Source organism: Bradyrhizobium sp. I71, from assembly GCF_022354745.1.
GTDB lineage: Bacteria > Pseudomonadota > Alphaproteobacteria > Rhizobiales > Xanthobacteraceae > Bradyrhizobium > Bradyrhizobium liaoningense.
The window spans coordinates 3,502,956-3,516,725 of record NZ_CP059398.1 but is presented as its reverse complement, the minus strand read 5'-3'; the positions used below and the strand labels follow the sequence as shown (position 1 = coordinate 3,516,725).

Genomic DNA, 13,770 nt, shown 5'->3' with positions numbered 1-13,770 from the left:
TTTGGTTTTGCCAGTCGAGAGACGAAGTCTTGGGTCCGTCAGAACGACAGACCCAAAAAGGTTAGCACATCTGCGAACGGTGAGAAGCGCGCCGCCTGCACCGCGTTCGCGCTCCGAAAAAATTGAGACGGAATGTCAATGAGGGGGCGAACGCAGCGACGACAACGCTCTCGCTGCAGCGCGGAATCAAGATGGCGCGCGGATCGTCTGCGCGCAGCACGAGGGGTGCTCGTGCAAAAACGCGAAAACAACCCCATGCACAGTAGAACGGCTGAGATCGGCGCGCTCCCGGCGACGCCGGCCAGACATCTGAAGCGTCGAGCAAAATGGCGATCGCGGCGCTTACGAGGCGACGGGGTAGGGGCCGTCGTCGAACACCGTGTCATGATAGCCCTTCGACCCGATCTCGCGGGCCAGCGTGCTGCGAAAATCGCGGTCGCCTTGCAGGCTGCGCAGCACATGCGCGAAGTCGAATTCGGGCCGCCAGCCCAGCTCGCGCCGCGCGCGGTCGTTGACATAGACGCGGTCGATCGCGGGGAAGAGCCGCCAGCCGCGCGCCGCGTAGAGCTGCGCGCATTCCGGATAGAGCTCGCGCACCATGCCCGCCGCATCGCGCGCGAGCGCGGCGAGATGACGCTGCTCGAACGGGCTGGTGGCCGAGACGATGTAGCGGGCGAAGCCGATCCTCGGCGCGCGTTCGGCGGCGAGCAGATGCGCGCTCACGGCGTCCGCGATATCCAGCCGGCGATAGAGCAGCTCGTTGGCCTGCGCGTTCTCGAGCGCGTAGGCCGACCGCACCGAGGGATCGTCGTCGTCCTCGGGGAAGAAGCGCGAGGTCCGCAAGACCACCACCGGCACACCGCGCTCGCGAAAGAACAGCTCGCAGAGGCTCTCCGCCATCAGCTTGGTGGTGCCGTAGATGTTCTTCGGGATGGACGGCAGATCCTCGGTGACCCACACCGCGGCCTGTCCCGCCTCGGGGCGGAGCTGCGAGCCGAACGCGCTGGTGGTGCTGGTGAAGACGAAGCTCCTCACACCCGCCGCCGCAGCCGCCTCGAGCAGATTGAGCGTGCCCGTGACATTGGTGTCGACGAAGTCCTGCTTGGAGTGGGTCGCCACATGCGGCTTGTGCAGCGTCGCGGTGTGGATGACGGCGGTGACGCCGTCCATCTGCTCCCGCACGAACGCGGGATCGACGATCGAGCCGACGGCGTCGGTGAAGGGCGAGGGCTTCAGATCGATCCCGCGCACGGATGACCCGTGGCCACGGAGCGTGCGGAGAATGGCTTCGCCGAGGTGGCCGGCACTGCCGGTGATCAGAATTGTCATGTGAGTCCCAAAAATACAGCCGTCAGCGGCGTGGAAACCACGGCCCGACCCGGTTCGGCTGGATGCTCTGGGAGAAATTGGAGCGGGCGAAGGGGCTCGAACCCTCGACCCCGACCTTGGCAAGGTCGTGCTCTACCACTGAGCTACACCCGCATCCTGTGTCGGTCGCGTGACGCGCCGGCAACGGCTGTCGTATGCCAAAAGCGGGAGGGGAATGCAACAGCTACCGGCGGCATAGATTCGCAATCGGGGGCCCCATTTGGGCCCTGAAAGCGACCGAACCACCCGAAAAGGCCCCGGAACCGGCGAATCGGGTCGCCTGGATTGAAATTCGGCCACCCCGGCCCAATTTAGGTGCCGACCACAAGCATATGATGTGGCGGCGTGCTAAAGAGCCGTCATTCCAGACATGACGAGGGAATCCCGTGACGATCATCGACCAGGGTAACGGAGCGGCAGGCCCGGCTGCGGCCGACCTGATCAAGGACACCACCACCCAGACCTTCGTGAAGGACGTCATCGAGGAATCGAAGCGCCAGCCGGTGCTGATCGATTTCTGGGCGGAGTGGTGCGGCCCCTGCAAGCAGCTCACCCCCGTGCTGGAAAAGGCTGTGAAGGCGGCCAAGGGCAAGGTCAAGCTGGTCAAGATGAACATCGACCAGCATCCGGCGATCCCGGGCCAGATGGGCATCCAGTCGATCCCGGCCGTGATCGCTTTCGTCAACGGCCAGCCGGCGGACGGCTTCATGGGCGCGGTGCCGGAGAGCCAGGTCAATGCCTTCATCGAGCGGCTGACCAAGGGCGTCACCGCGCCGGGCGAGGTCAACGTCGCCGAGATCGTGCAGGAGGCCGATGCGGTGCTCGCCGAGGGCGACACGGCGGCGGCGGCGCAGATCTATGCCGAGGCGCTCCAGCATGATTCGACCAATATCGCGGCACTTGCGGGCCTCGCGAAGTGCTACGCCGTCTCCGGCGCGATGGAGCAGGCCAAGCAGACGCTGGCCATGGTGCCCGAATCCAAGCGCAACGACCCGGCCGTGAAGGCCGTGCAGACCGCGATCGATCTCGCCGAGCAGGCAAAATCGCTTGGACCGGTCGCCGAGCTGGAACAGAAAGTCGCCGCAAACCCGCTCGATCATCAGGCCCGATTCGACCTCGCCACCGCGCTCAACGCACAAGGCAACCGCGCCGCCGCGACCGAGCAGCTGCTCGAGATCATCAAGCGCGACCGCAAGTGGAACGACGACGGCGCCCGCAAGCAGCTGGTGCAGTTCTTCGAGGCCTGGGGCAGCACGGATGATGCAACCGTCGAGGGACGCAAGCGTTTGTCGACGATCCTGTTTTCGTAAGGGCGCGCTGGCGACGCCAGGGGGACCGGGCAGATGCCGATCAACATCGAATATCGCGGGCCCGCCGACCTCCCGGAGATCATTCCGGTGTTTCCGCTGCCGGGCGCGCTGCTGCTGCCCCGCGGCCAGATGCCGCTCAACATCTTCGAGCCGCGCTACCTCGCGATGGTCGACGATTCCTTCCGTGACGGGCATCGCCTGATCGGCATGATCCAGCCTGACGTGGCGCATTCGCCGAAGAATTCCGACAAGCCGGCGCTGTTCCGCGTCGGCTGCGTCGGCCGGATCACCCAGCTCGCCGAATCCGGCGACGGCCGCTACATCCTCGAACTCACCGGCGTCGCGCGCTTCAAGGTTGTCGAGGAGCTCGAAGTGCTGACCGCCTACCGGCAGTGCAAGGTGGACTTCTTCGCTTTCGTCGACGACTTCACCGCGCGCATGGGCGAGGAGGAGGTCGATCGCGAGGCGCTGCTGACGGTGCTGGCCGACTTCCTGAAGGCCAACAATCTCAAGGTCGACTGGGAGGGCGTCGAGAGCGCGCCCAACGAGGCGCTCGTCAACGCGCTGGCGATGATGTCGCCCTACGGCCCGGCGGAGAAGCAGGCGATGCTCGAAGCGCCCGACCTGAAGACCCGCGCCGAGATCCTGATCGCAGTCACCGAGATGGATCTCGCCAAGAGGCGCACCAGCGGCGATCCGCCTCTGCAGTGAGACTGTAGGCACTACAAGCTCCGTCATGCCCGGGCTTGACCCGGGCATCCACGTCTTTGCCACACAGAAGAACGTGGATGGCCGGGACAAGCCCGGCCATGACGAGGAAGGAATGTGGCCTTCGAAATTTTTATGAATGATGCCGGATGCGCTTGCGCCCGGTGAACATCGCGCGGACCAGGTTCTCGCGCTGGAGAATCCCCATCACCAGCACGCCCAACACGTGCAGCACGACCAGAACGATGACCGCGTCCGATGAATAATGGTGGGTGTCTTCGACCCACCACACGCCGAAGAAGGTGACGGTGACCGACATCGCGCCGGTGATCGTCGAGACGGCGAGCGAAGCCAGCAGCGCGACCAGCATCAAGCTGCCGGCGGGATTGAGCCCGATATAGCGGCCGGTCATGCCGCGCCGCAGATTCCACAGATAGTTCGGCGCGGCGCGCAGCCTGACGCCGAGCATCCGGAAGCGCGAATAGCGGCTTCCCATGAAGCCCCAGAGCAGGCGGAAGGCGAGCAGGCCGATGACCGCATAGCCGACGATGCGGTGAACGCCGTCATGCACGGTCGGCGTGAACCACGCGATCGCAACCGAAATCGCGAGAACCCAGTGCCAGAGGCGCAGCGGGAGGTCCCAGACCGCGACCGTCCGCGAGACATGTCGATTCGCGGGTGTCCTGTCGGACCCCCCGCGCTCTTCGGGCACTGCTTTCATCAAGCCCAATGCGCTTCGCGGCTCACGCGCGCAATCTACTTGGCGATCGTGTGCTTGAGGCTGAGATCCTCGGGGCTGTAGAACAGCTCGTACAGCTTGCCTTCCTTGACGCCGTAAACCTCGTAGCACGAGCCCTCGACCTTGGAGCGGCGCACCTCGTAGCCCGCCGCCTTGGCCTTGGCTTCGGCTTCGCTGGCCGGCTTCCACGACGCCTTGTCGAGCTTGGTGCAGTCCTTGAAGCCGTCGGCCATTGCCGCCGATCCCATGCCAATCCCGATCGTCAGTGCAATGGCAACAACACGAATGACCTTCACGAACGTCTCCTCCTCTCGTGTGCGCACCGCAGTGCCGCGGGGCGCACCGAAGGAAGCAAAGGAGGTGATGAAGTCAATCGGGTACGGGCCTGGTTCGCTTTAGATAAGTTCTAACATGAGCGAAAACGTGAGCGCGCCCGGTGCGCAACCCGGATTCGCCCCACCGCTGCCGCCTTACCCCTCGCAGGCCGGATGCGCAGCGCGAAAGCATGATCCGGAAAAGTGCGCAACGGTTTTCCGAAAAGATCATGCTTAAAACAACAACCTAAAGCGCGATGACGATTCATCCTCATCGCATCGCGCTTTAGTAGCCGGCGACCGCGAGCGCGACCACTGCCCCCATGCCGACCCAGCCGAAATGGCGGCCGCGCATGGCGAAGGCGTTGGCGAGGGCCGCAGCGCCGAACACGATTGCGAGCGTGGCAACGATCCAGTGCCTGGCAAGGCTCGACTCCAGCCGGGGCGCAACCAGCAGCAGCACGCCGCCGCCGACCCACGCCACCGTGCCGGCCTGCCATACCAGTCGGATCAGCGTGCGCAGGCGCGCCGGCTCGATGCTGGCGCGGGCGAAGACCCTGGTCTCGCCGAGCACGCCGTGGATGAGGGCCAGCACGATCGCGGCGAGGCCGGAACATTGCAGGAGAAGGTCGCGCATGGGGCATGCTCCATCCGTACAGTACTGTATGGATATGCACCTGCTTGCTGGAAGCTGTCAATACATTAGTGTATGGCCGCCATCTGGAGCCCGGCATGACCGAACAGCTTTCCGCCGACGACTGGACCAAAGAGGGCCTGAAGGTGCTCGCCAAAAGCGGCTTCACGGCGCTGAAAGCCGATCCGCTGGCCAAGGCCATGGGCGTCTCGCGCGGCAGCTTCTATTGGCATTTCGCCGACCTGGCCGCGTTTCACGCCGCCGTGCTGAAGCGCTGGCGCGAGATCGCGGCCGAGCAGATCATCGCCGATGTCGAGGCCGCCAGCGACGAGCCGCTCAAGATGCTGCTGCGGAGATCGTTTGGCGCGCGGCTCGACCTCGAGCGCGCGGTGCGCAACTGGGCGGCGTTCGATGCGGCGGCGCAAGGGGCGGTGCGCGCAATCGACCGCCGCAGGCTCGACTACATCGAAGAGCTGCTGGACAAGCGTGGGCTCACCCCGGCGACGGCGCAGGCCCGCGCGCAGATCCTGTACTGGACATTTCTCGGTTTCGCCCTGTCAGGCCCGCCGGTGCCGGCCGCGCGGCTTCAGGCCCTGCTCGACGAGCTCCTGGCGATGGTCTCGGCTTAGGCCTGCGATGGGCGGGCGCGAATTTCTATGCTAAAGCGCGACGCGATGAGGATGAATCGTCATCGCGCTTCAGGTTGTTGCTTAAGCATGGTCTTTTCGGAAAGCCGCTGCGCACTTTTCCGGATCGTGCTTTAGAGGCAGCCGAGTGCCGGAGAATCCCATGAACGCGCCCACCGAACGTGCCGAAGCCAGCGTCGATCCCAAATTGCTGGAGATTCTGGTCTGCCCGCTGACCAAGGGCCCCCTTGAGTTCGATGCCGCAAAGCAGGAACTGATCTCGCGCAGCGCCAAGCTCGCCTATCCGATCCGCGACGGCATCCCGATCATGCTGCCGGAAGAGGCGCGCAAGATCGATTGAATGTGAGCGAATAGGGAGTAGCGAATAGCGAATGGACCTACTCGCCAATCGCTACTCGCTATTCGCCCCTACAACGCCTCGCCCTTCAACAGCCGCGGCACCTCGCCGGTGAGCCCCGCGGCCTGGCGGATGAAGAGGTTCTTCAGCGGCGGGGCGCGGTCGACGAGGCCGAGGCCGATGTCGCGCACCGTGCGCAGCAGCGTCGACTGGTTGGAGAACAGGAAGTTCAGCGAGTTGGTGGCAACGCCCATCGCCATGGTGTCGAAGCGGCGCCAGCGCTGGTAGCGTTCGAGCACGTCGGCACCGCCGATATCCATGCCGAGCCGTGCGGCATCGACGACCACTTCCGCCAGCGCGGCAACATCCTTCAGGCCCATGTTGAGGCCCTGCCCAGCGATCGGGTGGATGACGTGGGCGGCATCGCCGACCAGCGCCAGCCGCTCGGCGATGAAGGAACGCGCAACGAAATAAGACAGCGGAAACGCGCGCGGCTTGTCGAGTGCCTTCACCTCGCCGAGATGCAGGCCGAAGCGCCGCTCGAGCTCGCTGTGAAATTCCTCGTCACTGAGCGCGATGATGCGCGCCGCCTCAGCTCGGCGCTCGGTCCACACCAGCGACGAGCGTTTGCCCGACAACGGCAGGATCGCGAAGGGACCTGCGGGCAGGAAATGCTCTTCGGCGCGGCCCTCATGATCGCGCTCATGGCCGACGGTGACGACGATGCCGGACTGGTCGTACTCCCAGCCATGGGTGGCGATGCCGGCGCGCTCGCGCAGCTTCGACCTCGCGCCATCGGCGGCGACCAACAGGCTCGCCGCGATGACGCTGCCGTCGCCGAGCGTCACGTCGATGCCGTCGGAACGCGCGTCGTAGGACGCCACGGTGGTCGCACGCAGATCGATGCCCTCGGCCTCCGCACGCACCACCAGCGCATCGATCAGGCGGCGGTTCTCGACCATATGCGCGAAGGGCTCACCCGGCGCGACATCGCCGGCAAAGTTGAGGAACACCGGACGCGTGGCGTCCTCCAGCTTCGAATCCGTGACGACCATGTCGAGGATGGGCTGCGCCTCGCTCCTGACGGCGTCCCAGGCGCCGATCGTCTCGAACAGGCGGCGGCAGGCGGCCACGATCGCGGTGGCGCGGGGGTCGCGGCTCGGCCGCGTGCCGAGCGCGGGATCGGCGACGATGACGGGGATCTCGGGCCCGAGCCCCTGGCGCAGCGCCAGGGCCAGCGCAAGCCCTGCAAACGCGCCACCACCGATGACAATACTACCCTGTACCGACATACCAAGTTTCCCGGTCAATTCTCGGTCTTGCTAGCAGACTTGAGCTGGGCGAAACAGTGCGGTGAAACAAGGGCCGAAAGGCCCGTTGTGTCATTCCGGGGCGCGCGTCAAGCGCGAACCCGGAATCCAGAGGTTGTCAGCTCGGGATTCTCAGGTGCGCGATTGCGCACTATAGTTCATCGCTATCGCGATGCCCCGGAATGACGAGATCTTCGAAAGCATCATCATGTCCAAAAGCCTGATCGACCTCATTTCGATCCTCGACCTCGAGCAGCTCGAGGTGAATCTGTTCCGTGGCAACAGCCCGAAGACGAGCTGGCAGCGGGTGTTCGGCGGCCAGGTGATCGGGCAGGCGATGGTTGCGGCGTGCCGCACCGTCGAGGGCCGGCTGCCGCATTCGCTGCATTGCTATTTCATCCTGCCGGGCGATCCGCAGATCCCGATCATCTACCAGGTCGAGCGCCTCCGCGACGGCAAGAGCTATTCGACCCGCCGCGTCACCGCGATCCAGCACGGCAACGCGATCTTCTCGATCATGGTGTCGTTTCACGCCGAGGAGGAAAGTGCGTTCGACCATCAGGACAAGATGCCCGACGTGCCGCCGCCGGAGAAGCTCACGGCGGAGGAGGTCGCGAAGCAGCCGATGTTCAAGGAGATGCCGGAGTTCATCCGCCGCTACTATGAATCCGACCGCCCGATCGAGTTGCGCCCGGTCGAGCTCGGCCGCTATTTCGGCCAGAAGATCGACGACGGCCGCATTCACGTCTGGATCAAGACCGCAGCGAAGCTGGCCGACGATCCGGCGCTGCATATGTGCGCGCTCGCCTACGCCTCGGATTTCTCGCTGCTCGATGCGATCATGGCGCGCTATGGCCGCACGCTGTTCGACAAGCGCATGATGCCGGCGAGCCTCGACCACGCGATGTGGTTTCACCGCCCCTTCCGCGCCGACGAATGGCTGCTCTACGCGCAGGATTCGCCGAGCGCACAAGGCGGCCGCGGCCTGACCCGCGGCTCGATCTTCAAGCCCGACGGCACGCTGGTCGCCTCCGTCGCGCAGGAAGGCTCCGTGCGCGAGCGGAAGGCATAGCGCCACGGGGCGCGATGGATCGCGCCGGTGGCTGTCCGGGTCATGCTCCGAACGAACCGCGCGGAACGAGTTCGGTCTGCGAGGCGAACCAGTTCATGATCCAGCGATAGACCCACGGAATCGGGATGATCAGGCTGCACAGGATCGCAGCGACGATGCCGCGCCAGAGGATGTCGAGACCGCTCCCCTTGAACACGACCTCGCGCCGCGTGCCCTCGACGCTGCGGCAGAACCAGCGCATCTGGGCCGCGGCGACCCAGGCCCAGCCGATGATGGTGATGATGGAGATCGCAAACAGCAGATTCCAGCCGATATAGGCCCAGATCGTGCCGGTGAAGCTCAAGCCGAGCGGCTGCCCGTTGGAGGCGAGATTTGCGACCATCCATTTGATCAGGAGCCAGTAGAGAACGATCTGCGCGACGAACAGCAGGTTGCTCAATATATCGCTGCCGATGAAGCCGAGGGCGATCGCCAGAACGATGAAGCCGAAATACCAGGGCACCAGCGTCATCGCGTCGCCGATGAAGCTGAGATTGGGCCGGCCCGGGACCTTCACGCAGGACACGATCCATTTCGTGTACCAGACGAAAACCCACGGCGCCGGGATGATGAAGATCATTCCGATCAGCAGGACGATGCTGCGCCAGGTGAATTCCAGGATGCCGAAATCGACCGCCAGAGAGCCGCCGCTGCCTGCGCCGGCATAGCCGCCGGAACCCATCATCGGTGGACCGCCGGCCGGCATCATCGGCGGGGCGCCGCCGCCGATCAGGCCGGGGACTTCGGCAGCCTTCTGCCAGCCCGCCATGCCCTCGGTCCATACCAGCGTATCCGGGCGGACGATGCCCTGGGCGATGAGATCGCGGAATTGTCCCTCCGGAAAAGGCCCCTGCTGCTTGCCCTCGGATGCGTAAAACCAACTCGCCATGAAGCGTCCCCCAAAACTCTTTTGTACCGCCCGACCGCCGCGGGTTCACCGCATCCATGCCAAAAATGCATTGTGAATGATGAACGGTTGCCCTGTACAGAGGCGGCCGTTGACATGGCCAGACGTTTTTCCGCTTCAGTCTGCAACTTTTTTATGCCATTTGCCCGGAAAGATGCCAGATTGACGCTGCGCCGGGGACATGCGGCGCGCCGCATCCCGGGGAATAGGCCTGACCATGAAACTCGTCGTCGCGATCATCAAACCCTTCAAGCTCGATGAGGTCCGGCAGGCCCTGACCGCGATCGGCGTCCACGGCATGACCGTGACCGAGGTGAAGGGTTACGGCCGGCAGAAGGGCCACACCGAGATCTATCGCGGCGCCGAATATGTCGTGAACTTCCTGCCCAAGCTGCGCATCGAGATCGCGGTCGCTTCCGACGTTGCCGACAAGGCGGTCAGCGTGATCACCGCGACCGCCCGCACCGGGCAGATCGGCGACGGCAAGATCTTCGTCACGCCGATCGACCATGCGCTGCGCATCCGCACCGGCGAAACCGACAGCGACGCGCTCTAGGATTCGGTTTGACCCGTTTTCTCGACGCGAACCGGTATCCACTTCGCTCGAAAACGCTCTGATAAATCTTCGATCGCACCGGGCAACGATGCCACAGCGTGCGACGCCAATTGATGCCGGGGGGAACGACATGGCGGGATTGTTGCGCCGCGCAGCGTGCATGGCTGCGCCGATCGGGCTTGTGTCCGTGGTAGCCTTGCCGGCGCACGCCGCCGACTCCGGGATCAACACCGCCGACACGGCCTGGATGATCGTCGCCACCGCGCTGGTGCTGATGATGACGATCCCGGGGCTCGCGCTGTTCTATTCCGGCATGGTGCGCAAGAAGAACGTGCTCGCCACCATGGCGCAGAGCCTGGCCGCGGTGACGATGATCTCCATTCTCTGGGTGGCGTTCGGCTATTCACTCTGCTTCGTCGGCGACGGGCCGTGGATCGGCACGCTCGACCGCTGGTTTCTCGCCGGCATGACCATGGACAGCGTCAACCCTGCGGCGAAGACCATCCCGGAATCGCTGTTCATGCTGTACCAGATGACGTTTGCGATCATCACGGTCGCCCTGGTCGCGGGCTCGGTCGCCGACCGCATGCGGTTCTCCGCCTATCTCCTGTTCTCCGTCGCCTGGTTCATCTTCGTCTACATCCCGCTGGCGCATTGGGTGTGGGGCGGCGGCTTCCTTGCCAGCATGGGCGTGCTGGATTTCGCCGGCGGCCTCGTGGTGCACCTGTCGGCCGGCACCGGAGGCCTCGTTGCGGCCAAGGTGATGGGGCGTCGTCACGGCTACGGCACCGACAATCTCTCGCCATTCGATCTGTCGCTCGCGGTGATGGGCACCGGCCTGCTGTGGGTCGGCTGGTTCGGCTTCAATGGCGGCTCGGCGCTTTCAGCGAATTCACGCGCGGTGATGGCGATCATCGCGACCCATCTTGCCGCCTGCGCCGGCGCGCTGACATGGGCTGCGATCGAATGGTCGACGCGGCGCAAGCCTTCCGTGCTCGGCATGATCTCCGGCGCAGTGGCCGGCCTCGGCACCATCACGCCGGCCTCGGGCTTCGTCGCGCCCTGGCACGGCATCGTCATCGGTATCGTCGCCGGGGCGGTCTGCTACTGGGCCTGCACCTGGCTGAAGCACCGCTTCAACTATGACGATTCGCTCGACGTGTTCGGCGTCCATGGCATCGGCGGGCTGACCGGCACCCTGCTCGGCGGCGTGTTCGCGACCAGCGCCATCGGCGGCACCGCGGGCCTTCTGGAGGGCCATCCTCAACAGGTCCTGATTCAGTTCTACGGGGTCGCCGTCACCTTCGTCTGGTCGGGGGGCATGAGCTTCATCCTGCTCAAGCTGGTCGGCCTGTTCGTGCCCTTGCGCGTATCCCGTGAGCAGGAGCTCGAGGGGCTGGATATTTCGCAGCACGGCGAAGCCCTGCAATAGGCGACTGCACTACGAAATTACCTTCTTGCTGCCCGACGCGTGAGCAACATTGTGTCGGCAGTCTGTTCTGCACTGGATTTGAGCAGACATGACCACGTTTTAAGCGCGACGTAATAGCGCACCGCACCGCAATACCCGTCAAACGCGAAAACACCCGTTTTCATAGTCCGTTAGGCAACACGTCCGATCTGGCACGGCATTTGATTCTAGGGGTCCGGCTGTGCCCGCGTAGTGAATTTTCTCCCTCGTGGCGAACCAGTCGAGAAACGCCCGGCCACGTCCGGACCGGGCCCAAGCGGGGATAGGACCCATGAAAATTGTTATGGCGATTATCAAGCCATTCAAGCTGGAAGAAGTCCGTGACGCCCTGACCGCCATCGGCGTTCACGGTCTCACGGTGACGGAAGTCAAGGGGTATGGCCGCCAGAAGGGTCATACGGAAATCTATCGCGGCGCCGAATATGCCGTGAGCTTCCTGCCCAAGATCAAGATCGAGGTCGCTGTCGCCTCCGACCAGGTCGACAAGACCATCGACGCCATCACGTCCGCGGCGAAAACCGGACAGATCGGCGACGGCAAGATCTTCGTCATCAACCTCGACCACGCGGTGCGCATCCGCACCGGCGAGGCCGATGCCGCGGCCCTCTGATTTCGCGCTCAACCTTATCCAATCAGGAGTGAATAATATGACGTTCAAGCGTCCCTATGGCGCGGGATTGGCGGCTCTCGCAGTCGGCCTGTTCGCTGCGACCGCAGCCTACGCCGAGCCAACGGTCAACAAGGGAGACAACGCCTGGATGATGACATCGACAGTGCTGGTGCTGTTGATGACGATCCCCGGCCTCGCGCTGTTCTACGGCGGTCTCGTCCGTTCCAAGAACATGCTCTCCGTCCTGATGCAGGTGTTCTACACCGTCTGCGTCGTCACCGTGATCTATGCCGTGTACGGCTACAGCCTCACCTTCACCGGCGGCTCCGACTTCATCGGCGGCTTCTCCAAGGCCTTCATGATGGGCGTCACCACCGACTCGAAGGCCGCGACCTTCTCGGTCGACGCCAACATCTCGGAGCTCATCTACATGTGCTTCCAGATGACCTTCGCGGCGATCACGCCCGCCCTCATCGTCGGCGCCTTCGCCGAACGCATGAAGTTCTCGGCGCTCGCTCTGTTCGTTCCGCTCTGGGTGACGCTGATCTATTTCCCGATCGCGCACATGGTCTGGTACTGGCCCGGTCCGGACCTGATCCAGGACGCGGCCAAGGCTCTCGCTGCGGCGGGTGACGCGGCGGCGAAGACCGCGGCGCAGGCCAAGCTCGACGAGGTCAACGCCGACGCCGGCTGGATCTTCAAGATGGGTGCGATCGACTTCGCTGGCGGCACCGTGGTGCACATCAACGCCGGCATCGCAGGTCTCGTCGGCGCTCTCCTGATCGGCAAGCGCGTCGGCTACGGCAAGGAGCTGATGGCTCCGCACTCGCTGACCATGTCGATGATCGGCGCCTCGCTGCTCTGGGTCGGCTGGTTCGGCTTCAACGCCGGTTCCAACCTCGAAGCCAGCGGCGGCGCTGCCCTCGCCATGACCAACTCCTTCGTCGCCACCGCGGCCGCCGCGCTGTCGTGGATGTTCGCGGAGTGGATCATCAAGGGTCATCCCTCCGTGCTCGGCGTCATCTCCGGTGCTGTCGCGGGTCTCGTGGCCGTCACACCTGCAGCCGGCTTCTCCGGCGTGATGGGCGCGATCGTCCTCGGCCTCGTGGTCGGCGTGGTCTGCCTGTTCTTCTGCACCGTCGTGAAGAACGCGATCGGCTACGATGACTCGCTCGACGTGTTCGGCGTGCACTGCATCGGCGGCATCGTCGGCGCCATCGGCACCGGCATCCTGGTCAACCCCGCTCTCGGCGGCGCCGGCATCGTCGACTACACGGCCATCCCGCCGAAGGTTGCCGATTACGACTTCGCCACGCAGATCCTCGCCCAGATCAAGGCCGTCTGCACCACGCTGGTGTGGTCGGGCGTCGGTTCGGCGATCCTCTACAAGGTCGTCGACGTGATCGTTGGCCTCCGCGCCAATGTCGAGAGCGAGCGTGAAGGCCTCGACATCACCGAGCACACCGAGCGCGCCTACAACATGTAAGTCTCCTCCCGGGACGCGATCTCATCGAGGCCGCGTCCACAACTCCGGTTCGGGCACATACCCGGCAATGCCCTGACCGTTGAGGGGCTCCAGCGCAAGCTGGAGCCCCTTTTTCTTTGGGTCGGGGCCTGAAGAAAGGGATTGCCGAAGGCGATCCGATGATCGCCGGCGCAGTGCCATTGCACGAGTGTTCCCGCAAGCAAGCGGAAGAGGTGGAGGAACCAGCCGGGCCCTGTAGCCCGCATCCTGTTTGTGATCCGGC

At 64.5% G+C, this 13,770-nt stretch carries 15 protein-coding genes and 1 tRNA gene; 9 read left to right on the top strand and 7 right to left on the bottom strand.

Going from position 1 to position 13,770, the window contains the following annotated elements; translation table 11 throughout:
- Window positions 1–342: 342 nt before the first annotated feature.
- A complete protein-coding gene (locus FJV43_RS17070) occupies window positions 343–1,329 on the bottom strand; it encodes an NAD(P)-dependent oxidoreductase (RefSeq protein WP_239628712.1) in 987 nt (328 codons plus the stop codon).
- A 78-nt stretch (window positions 1,330–1,407) separates the two neighbouring features.
- Window positions 1,408–1,482 (bottom strand) — tRNA-Gly (locus tag FJV43_RS17065).
- Window positions 1,483–1,754: 272 nt separating this feature from the next.
- On the opposite strand from FJV43_RS17065, the gene trxA reads away from it, so the two are divergent.
- Window positions 1,755–2,678: a thioredoxin gene (gene trxA, locus FJV43_RS17060; RefSeq protein ID WP_239628710.1), complete on the top strand. Its 924-nt coding sequence runs from the start codon at window positions 1,755–1,757 to the stop codon at window positions 2,676–2,678.
- 33 nt (window positions 2,679–2,711) lie between these two features.
- A complete protein-coding gene (locus FJV43_RS17055; RefSeq protein ID WP_239628708.1) occupies window positions 2,712–3,389 on the top strand; it encodes an LON peptidase substrate-binding domain-containing protein in 678 nt (225 codons plus the stop codon).
- A 130-nt stretch (window positions 3,390–3,519) separates the two neighbouring features.
- On the opposite strand, the gene FJV43_RS17050 is transcribed toward FJV43_RS17055, so the two are convergent.
- The 3 genes from FJV43_RS17050 to FJV43_RS17040 all read right to left on the bottom strand — a co-directional run bounded on the left by FJV43_RS17050 (window position 3,520) and on the right by FJV43_RS17040 (window position 5,076).
- The gene (locus FJV43_RS17050; RefSeq protein ID WP_239628706.1) at window positions 3,520–4,107 is read right to left on the bottom strand and encodes a cytochrome b/b6 domain-containing protein; all 588 of its coding nucleotides are present in this window, start codon (window positions 4,105–4,107) and stop codon (window positions 3,520–3,522) included.
- A 35-nt stretch (window positions 4,108–4,142) separates the two neighbouring features.
- Complete coding sequence (locus tag FJV43_RS17045; RefSeq protein ID WP_239628704.1) at window positions 4,143–4,421, bottom strand: PepSY domain-containing protein; 279 nt, start codon at window positions 4,419–4,421, stop codon at window positions 4,143–4,145.
- Between the two features lie 304 nt (window positions 4,422–4,725).
- Window positions 4,726–5,076, bottom strand: a complete 351-nt coding sequence (locus tag FJV43_RS17040; protein ID WP_239628702.1) for a hypothetical protein — start codon at window positions 5,074–5,076, stop codon at window positions 4,726–4,728.
- Window positions 5,077–5,171: 95 nt separating this feature from the next.
- Here FJV43_RS17040 and FJV43_RS17035 point away from each other — a divergent pair, with 95 nt between their 5' ends.
- Together FJV43_RS17035 and FJV43_RS17030 are read left to right on the top strand one after the other, a co-directional pair.
- Window positions 5,172–5,702: a TetR/AcrR family transcriptional regulator gene (locus tag FJV43_RS17035; RefSeq protein ID WP_239628700.1), complete on the top strand. Its 531-nt coding sequence runs from the start codon at window positions 5,172–5,174 to the stop codon at window positions 5,700–5,702.
- Window positions 5,703–5,862: 160 nt separating this feature from the next.
- Window positions 5,863–6,060, top strand: coding sequence for a Trm112 family protein (locus FJV43_RS17030; protein ID WP_028177001.1), 198 nt, complete (start codon window positions 5,863–5,865; stop codon window positions 6,058–6,060).
- A gap of 68 nt (window positions 6,061–6,128) precedes the next feature.
- On the opposite strand, the gene FJV43_RS17025 is transcribed toward FJV43_RS17030, so the two are convergent.
- On the bottom strand, window positions 6,129–7,349 hold the full coding sequence (locus FJV43_RS17025) for a ubiquinone biosynthesis hydroxylase (protein WP_239628699.1): 1,221 nt from the start codon (window positions 7,347–7,349) through the stop codon (window positions 6,129–6,131).
- Between the two features lie 226 nt (window positions 7,350–7,575).
- Here FJV43_RS17025 and tesB point away from each other — a divergent pair, with 226 nt between their 5' ends.
- Window positions 7,576–8,439 (top strand): acyl-CoA thioesterase II, encoded by an 864-nt coding sequence (gene tesB / locus FJV43_RS17020; RefSeq protein WP_239628697.1) that lies wholly within the window; start codon window positions 7,576–7,578, stop codon window positions 8,437–8,439.
- 40 nt (window positions 8,440–8,479) lie between these two features.
- Here the strand turns inward: tesB and FJV43_RS17015 are convergent, their stop codons facing one another.
- Window positions 8,480–9,367, bottom strand: a complete 888-nt coding sequence (locus tag FJV43_RS17015) for a DUF4339 domain-containing protein (protein ID WP_239628695.1) — start codon at window positions 9,365–9,367, stop codon at window positions 8,480–8,482.
- 235 nt (window positions 9,368–9,602) lie between these two features.
- On the opposite strand from FJV43_RS17015, the gene FJV43_RS17010 reads away from it, so the two are divergent.
- The 4 genes from FJV43_RS17010 to FJV43_RS16995 all read left to right on the top strand — a co-directional run bounded on the left by FJV43_RS17010 (window position 9,603) and on the right by FJV43_RS16995 (window position 13,508).
- Window positions 9,603–9,941: a P-II family nitrogen regulator gene (locus FJV43_RS17010; protein ID WP_028176997.1), complete on the top strand. Its 339-nt coding sequence runs from the start codon at window positions 9,603–9,605 to the stop codon at window positions 9,939–9,941.
- A 130-nt stretch (window positions 9,942–10,071) separates the two neighbouring features.
- A complete protein-coding gene (locus FJV43_RS17005) occupies window positions 10,072–11,373 on the top strand; it encodes an ammonium transporter (protein WP_239628682.1) in 1,302 nt (433 codons plus the stop codon).
- 310 nt (window positions 11,374–11,683) lie between these two features.
- Window positions 11,684–12,022: a P-II family nitrogen regulator gene (locus FJV43_RS17000; RefSeq protein WP_008142813.1), complete on the top strand. Its 339-nt coding sequence runs from the start codon at window positions 11,684–11,686 to the stop codon at window positions 12,020–12,022.
- Window positions 12,023–12,059: 37 nt separating this feature from the next.
- Window positions 12,060–13,508 carry an ammonium transporter gene (locus tag FJV43_RS16995; protein WP_239628680.1) on the top strand — a complete coding sequence of 483 codons (1,449 nt, stop codon included), beginning with the start codon at window positions 12,060–12,062 and terminating at the stop codon, window positions 13,506–13,508.
- Window positions 13,509–13,770: the final 262 nt, after the last annotated feature.

What these genes read in the sequence shown, in the direction of transcription:
- tesB (WP_239628697.1), top strand. Translation starts at nt 7,576, where the DNA reads ATGTCCAAAAGCCTGATCGACCTCATTTCGATCCTCGACCTCGAGCAG.
- FJV43_RS17040 (WP_239628702.1), bottom strand. Translation starts at nt 5,076, where the DNA reads ATGCGCGACCTTCTCCTGCAATGTTCCGGCCTCGCCGCGATCGTGCTG.
- FJV43_RS17030 (WP_028177001.1), top strand. Translation starts at nt 5,863, where the DNA reads ATGAACGCGCCCACCGAACGTGCCGAAGCCAGCGTCGATCCCAAATTG.
- FJV43_RS17015 (WP_239628695.1), bottom strand. Translation starts at nt 9,367, where the DNA reads ATGGCGAGTTGGTTTTACGCATCCGAGGGCAAGCAGCAGGGGCCTTTT.
- FJV43_RS17000 (WP_008142813.1), top strand. Translation starts at nt 11,684, where the DNA reads ATGAAAATTGTTATGGCGATTATCAAGCCATTCAAGCTGGAAGAAGTC.
- FJV43_RS17055 (WP_239628708.1), top strand. Translation starts at nt 2,712, where the DNA reads ATGCCGATCAACATCGAATATCGCGGGCCCGCCGACCTCCCGGAGATC.
- FJV43_RS17070 (WP_239628712.1), bottom strand. Translation starts at nt 1,329, where the DNA reads ATGACAATTCTGATCACCGGCAGTGCCGGCCACCTCGGCGAAGCCATT.
- FJV43_RS17050 (WP_239628706.1), bottom strand. Translation starts at nt 4,107, where the DNA reads ATGAAAGCAGTGCCCGAAGAGCGCGGGGGGTCCGACAGGACACCCGCG.
- FJV43_RS16995 (WP_239628680.1), top strand. Translation starts at nt 12,060, where the DNA reads ATGACGTTCAAGCGTCCCTATGGCGCGGGATTGGCGGCTCTCGCAGTC.
- FJV43_RS17025 (WP_239628699.1), bottom strand. Translation starts at nt 7,349, where the DNA reads ATGTCGGTACAGGGTAGTATTGTCATCGGTGGTGGCGCGTTTGCAGGG.
- FJV43_RS17010 (WP_028176997.1), top strand. Translation starts at nt 9,603, where the DNA reads ATGAAACTCGTCGTCGCGATCATCAAACCCTTCAAGCTCGATGAGGTC.
- FJV43_RS17005 (WP_239628682.1), top strand. Translation starts at nt 10,072, where the DNA reads ATGGCGGGATTGTTGCGCCGCGCAGCGTGCATGGCTGCGCCGATCGGG.
- FJV43_RS17035 (WP_239628700.1), top strand. Translation starts at nt 5,172, where the DNA reads ATGACCGAACAGCTTTCCGCCGACGACTGGACCAAAGAGGGCCTGAAG.